Annotated in this window: 8 protein-coding genes and 1 pseudogene; 2 read left to right on the top strand and 7 right to left on the bottom strand. The window is 65.5% G+C overall.

Annotated elements, in window-relative coordinates:
- Positions 1-429 (top strand): annotated as a pseudogene (locus tag A9974_RS29555) (ribonuclease E/G); the annotation flags it as partial.
- Between the two features lie 27 nt (positions 430-456).
- Here the strand turns inward: A9974_RS29555 and A9974_RS25690 are convergent.
- The 7 genes from A9974_RS25690 to argE all read right to left on the bottom strand — a co-directional run bounded on the left by A9974_RS25690 (position 457) and on the right by argE (position 5720).
- Positions 457-621: a hypothetical protein gene (locus tag A9974_RS25690; RefSeq protein ID WP_183007000.1), complete on the bottom strand. Its 165-nt coding sequence runs from the start codon at positions 619-621 to the stop codon at positions 457-459.
- 16 nt (positions 622-637) lie between these two features.
- Complete coding sequence (locus tag A9974_RS25685; protein WP_183006999.1) at positions 638-1186, bottom strand: acyloxyacyl hydrolase; 549 nt, start codon at positions 1184-1186, stop codon at positions 638-640.
- 46 nt (positions 1187-1232) lie between these two features.
- Positions 1233-1421: a hypothetical protein gene (locus tag A9974_RS25680; RefSeq protein ID WP_183006998.1), complete on the bottom strand. Its 189-nt coding sequence runs from the start codon at positions 1419-1421 to the stop codon at positions 1233-1235.
- A gap of 48 nt (positions 1422-1469) precedes the next feature.
- A complete protein-coding gene (gene accD, locus A9974_RS25675) occupies positions 1470-2348 on the bottom strand; it encodes an acetyl-CoA carboxylase, carboxyltransferase subunit beta (RefSeq protein WP_183006997.1) in 879 nt (292 codons plus the stop codon).
- Between the two features lie 37 nt (positions 2349-2385).
- Positions 2386-3252, bottom strand: coding sequence for a tryptophan synthase subunit alpha (gene trpA, locus A9974_RS25670; RefSeq protein WP_183006996.1), 867 nt, complete (start codon positions 3250-3252; stop codon positions 2386-2388).
- Position 3253: 1 nt separating this feature from the next.
- Complete coding sequence (trpB, locus tag A9974_RS25665; protein WP_183006995.1) at positions 3254-4453, bottom strand: tryptophan synthase subunit beta; 1200 nt, start codon at positions 4451-4453, stop codon at positions 3254-3256.
- A gap of 115 nt (positions 4454-4568) precedes the next feature.
- Positions 4569-5720, bottom strand: a complete 1152-nt coding sequence (gene argE, locus A9974_RS25660; RefSeq protein WP_183006994.1) for an acetylornithine deacetylase — start codon at positions 5718-5720, stop codon at positions 4569-4571.
- 122 nt (positions 5721-5842) lie between these two features.
- On the opposite strand from argE, the gene A9974_RS25655 reads away from it, so the two are divergent.
- On the top strand, positions 5843-7156 hold the full coding sequence (locus tag A9974_RS25655) for an MFS transporter (RefSeq protein WP_183006993.1): 1314 nt from the start codon (positions 5843-5845) through the stop codon (positions 7154-7156).
- Positions 7157-7160 lie beyond the last annotated feature (4 nt).

Raw genomic sequence — 7160 nt, 5'->3', positions numbered from 1 at the left:
GTGGCCGTCGAGCCTGCCAGCCAGGTTTCCGAGCCGGCCGCGCCCGTCGTGGCCCCGGTGGAGGCCGCTGCCGCCGAACCGATCGTGCCCCCCGTCTTGACAGCGCCGGTCGAACCCGTGGCCGCCCCCCCGGCCCCGGTCGCCGAAACGCCCGCGCCGGTCGCAGCGCCCGTGGTTGCCGCCCCGGTAGCCCCGGCCAGCGCCCAGCCCATCGTGGTGCCGGCAACGGCGCCCTCGGCCAAGGCGCAAGCCCTGCACGACGTGGTGAACGCCGCCGGACTGCAATGGGTGGAAACCGACCCTGAGCGCCACGCTCAGACGCAGGTGCGCATCGCCGCCGCGCACACGCCGGTCCGCCTGGGCCGCGAGCGCAAGCCGGTGGCCGCGGTGTCGAACGAACCCCTGGTTCAGGTCGAAACCCGCCACTAAGCCGCGCCACGCAGGCAAAAGCCCCCATCAATCGATGGGGGCTTTTTTATGGGCCGGCGGTTCGCTGCCAGCGCCCACCCTCACGCCATCCAGAAGGCGCACCTCGGCGTCCCGCCGCAAGTCGGCCTGAACGCCGAAGGACGCCCTCCCTCTGGACGAAAAAAAACCCTCGTTGCCGAGGGTCTTCTTCATGCCGATGCGGGAAGGATCAGAACTGGTACGTGTAGGTCAGCTGAACCGTATCCAGGCCCGGGTTCGGGCGCTTGATGCTGGCGTTGGAGAAGTGCGAGTAACGCACGCCGATGCGGTTGTTCGGGGTCAGGAGGAAACCCATGCCCACGTGGTCGCCGAACTGGAAGGCCGTGCTGATGTTTTCGTTGGCGAAGCGGGTGCTGGAGAACACTGTAGCCCCGATACCGGCTTCGAGGTAGAAGCGCTCGCCCGTCCACCAGCGGAACATCGGGATGGCGTTCAGTTGCCAGACGTGGCCCGGCGAACGGCCGCTGTTGGCCCACCAGTACGAGGCGCCGAGTTCGGGCGTGAGATCCAGCCGACCCCAATTGCCACCAAACTGGTACGTCCAGATCGACGGGGTTTCGTAGCTCAGGGTGAAACGCTGGTAGTGATCGCCAATGCCATAGTGGGCGCTTATCCCGCCCTGGGTTCCCTCGGACGACTGCGCACTAGCAAAAGTAGCGACACCGGCCAGGGCCAAACCGACAAGGCGCGCCAGCATTTTATTCTTCGTCGACTGCATTGGGTGTTGCTCCGTATTTTGTTGGGAATAAGCGTCTCGGTAATATTCACGAGCTTTTTTCCGGTACTGCACAACATAGCAAAAACCGGGCCAGAAGGCTCGCAATGTGTCGCAATATGGCAACAAAGCCGATGGAAAACACTGTTCCGCCGGCCAACAAAATCATGCTGTCACGATTGGCCTGACAAGCCCATGAAAACGCCGCCGGCACACGAAGGTAGCGGCGGCGTTCCATCGTCACGCCATCCACGCCAGCAACGCGTGGACGGACGTCGCGACGCGATCAGGCGGCGGTGACGACGTCAGCCGGCTGGTTGGTCAACAGCGCCAGCAGGCGGGCGATTTCCTCGCGCAGCTGGCGGCGGTCGACCACCATGTCGATGGCGCCCTTCTGCAGCAGGAATTCGGCGCGCTGGAAGCCTTCGGGCAGCTTTTCGCGCACGGTCTGTTCGATCACGCGCGGACCGGCGAAGCCGATCAGCGCCTTGGGCTCGGCGATGACCACGTCGCCCATGAAGGCGAAGCTGGCCGACACGCCGCCCATGGTGGGGTCGGTCAGCACGCTGATGAACGGCAGGCCGGCGGCCGACAGGCGCGTCAGCATGGCATTGGTCTTGGCCATCTGCATGAGCGACAACAGGCTTTCCTGCATGCGCGCGCCGCCCGAGGCAGCCACGCAGATGAAGGGAGTCTTGTTGTCCAGAGCGGCCTGGGCGCCGCGCGCAAAGCGCTCGCCCACGACCGAACCCATGGAACCGCCCATGAATTCGAATTCAAAGCAGGCCAGCGTTGCCGGCACGCCGCGGATGGAACCGCTGACGACCACCAGCGCGTCCGTTTCGCCCGTCTGCTTGACGGCCTCTTGCAGGCGCTCGGGGTACTTGCGGGTGTCCTTGAACTTCAGCGTGTCCACGGAACGCGTGGTCTGGCCGATTTCAACCCGGCCTTCGAGGTCGAGCAGGGAATCGATGCGGGCGCGGGACCCGATGCGCATATGGTGGTCGCACTTGGGGCAGACGTGCAGGTTGGCCGCCAAGTCTTCGCTGTACAGCACCGTTTCGCACGACGGGCATTTCACCCACAGGCCCTCGGGTACGCGGCGGGCGCCGCTGTCGCTGGTCTTGTTGATGCGAGGAGGCAGGAGTTTTTCGATCCAGCTCATTGTTTTTTCATCCCGTTAGGAGGTCGCGCCAAGCCGCTCAGGCGGACGCGTTTTGTCGTTTTACTTGATCCAGCGCCTGCCGGATGGTGCGCAGCCAGCCGCCTGCGGCGGAGACTGCGGCGTCGGTTTGTTGGGCCGCGGGGACGTTCGCCACCGCCTGCTCCATGGTTTCAATCAGTTTGCTGCCGATGACGACCGCGTCGGCCACGCCAGCCACGCGCTGCGCGCTTTCGGCGTCGCGGATGCCGAAGCCCACGCCGACCGGAATATCGCGCACGTAGCGGCGGATGACGGCCACGCGCTCGGCCACGTCGTCGGTATTGAGGGAACCGGCGCCCGTCACGCCCTTGAGCGAGACGTAGTAGACGTAGCCGCGGGCGACCTTGGCGACGGCCTGGATGCGGTCGTCGGTGGACGTGGGGGCCAGAAGGAAGATCGGGGCAATGCCATGCTGGCCGAGGGTGCCGGCAAACTCGACGATTTCTTCGGGCGGATAGTCGACCACCAGGACGCCGTCGACGCCGGCGGCTTCGGCGCGGCGGGCGAATTCGGCTTGACCCATGCGCTCGATGGGGTTGGCGTAGCCCATCAGCACCACCGGGGTGGCCGAGTCTTGGCGGCGGAAGTCGGCCACCAGGTCCAGCACGCGGCCCAGGCCCACGCCGTGGGCGATGGCGCGATCGGCGGCGCGTTGGATCACGGGGCCGTCGGCCATGGGATCGGAGAACGGCACGCCCAGTTCGAGCACGTCGGCGCCGGCCTGGACCAGCGCGTGCATCAGGGGCACGGTGGCTTCGGGCGACGGATCGCCGGCCGCGATGTAGGGGATCAGCGCCGCGGCGCGGCCGGATTCGGCGGTGCGCGCAAAGGCGGCTGCGATGCGGTCAGTGCGGGATGTCGTCATGTTAGAGCTCGATACCGGCACGTTCGGCGACGGTATGCATGTCTTTGTCGCCACGGCCCGACAGATTGACCAGGATGACGGCGTCGCGCGGCAGCGTGGCGGCCATCTTCACGGCTTGGGCAATGGCATGGGAGGATTCCAGCGCCGGCATGATGCCTTCGATGCGGCAGCAGTCGTGGAACGCCTTCAGGGCTTCATCGTCGGTGATGCCGACGTACTCGGCCCGACCCGAATCCTTCAGCCAGGCGTGCTCGGGGCCGACACCGGGGTAATCCAGCCCGGCCGAGACCGAATGCGTTTCCTGGACCTGGCCGTCGGCGTTCTGCATGACGTAAGTACGGTTGCCATGCAGCACGCCGACCTGGCCAGCCGCCAGCGAGGCGGCATGCTTGCCGCTGTCCATGCCCTCGCCCGCCGCCTCGACGCCGATCAGGCGCACGTTTTCGTAGGGGATGTAGGGATGGAAAATGCCCATGGCGTTGGAGCCGCCGCCCACCGCCGCCACGACGTAGTCGGGCTGGCGGCCGATGGCTTCGGGCATCTGCGTCAGGCATTCGTTGCCGATGACGGTCTGGAAGTCGCGCACCATGCGGGGATAGGGGTCGGGACCCGCTACGGTGCCGATGATGTAGAAGGTGTTTTCGATGTTGGTGACCCAGTCGCGCATCGCTTCGTTGAGCGCGTCCTTCAGGGTGCGGGAGCCGGAGGTGACCGGCACGACCTTGGCGCCCAGCAACTTCATGCGGTAGACGTTGGAGGCCTGGCGGCGAATGTCTTCGCTGCCCATGTAGACCACGCATTCCATGCCGTAGCGGGCGGCCACGGTGGCCGAGGCCACGCCGTGCTGGCCGGCGCCGGTTTCGGCGATGACGCGGGGCTTGCCCATGCGCTTGGCCAGGAGTGCCTGGCCGATGCAGTTGTTGACCTTGTGCGCGCCGGTGTGGTTCAAGTCTTCGCGCTTGAACCAGATCTGGGCGCCGCCGACCAGGTCCGACCAGCGGCGAGCATGGTAGACGGGGCTGGGACGGCCCACGAAATGCTTGAGTTCGTAGTTGAACTCTTCCAGGAAGGCGGGATCGACACGGTAATGGTCATAAGCCGCACGCAACTCGTCGAGCGCGTGCATCAGCGTTTCCGCCACGAAAACACCGCCATAGGGGCCGAAATGGCCCTTGGCATCTGGAAAGTCGTAAGGTTTCACCAAGCATCTCCCCCGGCATCGCGGCAGACCACTGCCAGCCGCAAATCCGGTTTGCAACCCGTCATTTTACCTGACGCCGTCGGCGGCGGGGCAGCACCCGCCGCCGCCAGGCGCGTCAGAGCGACTGCCCCAGACGGCGCAGGAAGGTTTCGCAGGACGCCAGCTGGTCGATCGCGACGAACTCGTCGGGCTTGTGGGCCTGCTCGATGTGGCCCGGACCGCAGACCACCGTGGGGATGCCAATGCCCTGGAACAGGCCGGCTTCGGTGCCGTAGGCCACTTTGCGGGTGGCGCGGTCTTCGGTCAGGGCCCGCACCAACTGGGTGATGGCGGCTTCTTCGGAGGCTTCCAGGGCCGGGGCGGCGGCGCCCGTCTCGATCTCGATGCTGGCGCCGTCGAATTCGGCCTTCATGCGCGGCAGGAGCTCATCGCGCACGTATTTTTCGACTTCGGCCTGGATCTCGTCGGGTTGCATGCCCGGCAGGTTGCGGAATTCGTAGGTGAATTCGCACAGTTCGGGAATGGTGTTGACCGCGATGCCGCCGCGGATCTGGTTGGTGGTCATGGTCGAGAACGGCACGTCGTAGAACTGGTCGTACGGGCCATTGGCCTTGAAGCTGTCGGCCAGGTCGCGGATGCGGCAGATCAGGCGGGCGGCGTATTCGATGGCGTTGCAGCCGCGCGGGGTCAGCGACGAATGCGCCGCCTTGCCGTGGACCTTGCAGCGGAACAGGTTGATGCCCTTGTGGGCCACCACCACCTGCATGCCGGTGGGCTCGCCCACCACGCAGCCTTCGGGGCGGATGCCGCGTTCGTGCAGGTCGGCCAGCATGTACGGCGCGCCGGCGCAGCCGACTTCCTCGTCGTAGGAAAACGCCAGGTGGATCGGTTTCTTGCGCGGCATGGCCAGGAATTCCGGCACCAGCGCCAGCGAACCGGCGATGAAGCCCTTCATGTCGCAGCTGCCGCGGCCGTAGAGCCGGCCGTCTTTTTCGACCAGCTTGAACGGATCCGTGCTCCAGTCCTGGCCGTCCACCGGCACCACGTCGGTATGGCCCGACAGGACGATGCCGCCCTGCTGGCCGCCGTCTTGCGCCGGCAGCGTGGCGAACAGGTTGGCCTTGGTGCGCTCGGGATTGTGCGCCAGCCACGCATCGACGCCCTGGCCCTTGAGCCAATCACGGACGGTTTCGATGAGGGCGAGATTGGAATTGCGGCTGGTGGTGTCAAAGCCGACCAGCGTCTCCAGCCAGGTGCGCGCGTTCATGTAGCAACTCTCTTGGGGAAAAAGAGGAGTGTAAAGCCAGGACGCGCTGGCGTCGCGGAGCCAGACCTGTGCCTGGGCATAGAATGTTGCCCTTCAAAGCAAAAGCCCCCCAAGGAGAACCCGTGCAGCACAAAGCAGTTCCCACGCGCAACATCGTGGCGGCAGTCATCGGCAACGCCCTCGAATGGTATGACTTCCTGGTGTTCGCGTTCATGACGCCGATCATCTCGAAACTGTTCTTTCCGACGGACCCCAGCGTCCCCGGCAGCGAACTGAACGCGATCCTGATGACCACGGCGATCTTCGGCGTCGGCTTTTTCATGCGTCCGGTCGGCGGCATCATCCTGGGCATGTACGGCGACAAGAAGGGCCGCAAGGCGGCCATGGTGATGGTGACTTCGCTGATGGCGGTGTCGATCGCGTTGATCACCGTGGCGCCCACCTACCACGCCGCCGGCATCCTGGCCCCTATCTTCATCCTGATCGCGCGCCTGCTGCAGGGCTTTTCGGCCGGCGGCGAATTCGGCACCTCGACCGCCCTGCTGATCGAGATGGCGCCCAACGGCAAGCGCGGCTTCTACGGGTCCTGGCAGATGGCCGGCCAGATGCTGGCGCTGCTGATCGGCGCGGCTTGCGGCACGCTGATCACCGAGTTCTTCACCCAGGAACAGATCGCCGCGTGGGCCTGGCGCCTGCCGTTCGCCTTCGGCCTGGTGATTGTGCCGATCGCCATCTATATCCGCCGCAACATCGACGAAACCGACGCCTTCAAGCAGATGAAGGAAGAAGAACGCCAGGCCGCCGCCCGCGGCGAAGTGCAGCGCCTGAGCCTGGTCGAGATGGTGCGCACGCACACCCGCGAAACGCTGATCGGCGTGGGACTGGTGGTGACGGCGACGGTATCGATCTACATCACCTTCACGTACCTGGTGACCTATTCGACCCAGATCCTGAAGCTGCCGCTGAACCAGACCTTTTTGGTGCAGATGGCGGGCGCGGCGCTGATGGTGCTGCTGACGCCGTTCATGGGCGCCTGGTCCGACCGCGTCGGCCGCCGCCCCATCGTGATCGGCTCGCTGATCGGCTACCTGCTGGTGCTGTATCCGCTGTACTACTGGCTGTCGGATGCGCCGTCGATCGGCCGCCTGCTGACCGTGCAGATTGTGGTGTGCTTCTTCGTGTCGGCCTTCTTCGGCGTCTTCAGCACGGTAATGGCCGAACTGTTCCCGGCCCGGGTACGCTCGGTGGGCTTGTCGCTGGCCTATAACGTGGCGGTGATGATCTTCGGCGGTTTCGCGCAGTTCATCGTGACCTGGCTGATCAAGACCACCGGCTCGCCAATGGCCCCTGCGTACTACGTGATGTTCGGCGTGGCGCTGGGCCTGGTGGCGTCGTTCTACATGCGCGAACGCGCGCACGAGCGGCTGGATCACTGATCCG

Source organism: Achromobacter sp. UMC71 (assembly GCF_014170305.1).
Taxonomy (GTDB): Bacteria; Pseudomonadota; Gammaproteobacteria; order Burkholderiales; family Burkholderiaceae_B; genus Achromobacter.
The sequence above is the reverse complement of the archived record's forward strand: the minus strand, read 5'-3'. Positions and strand labels throughout refer to the sequence as shown.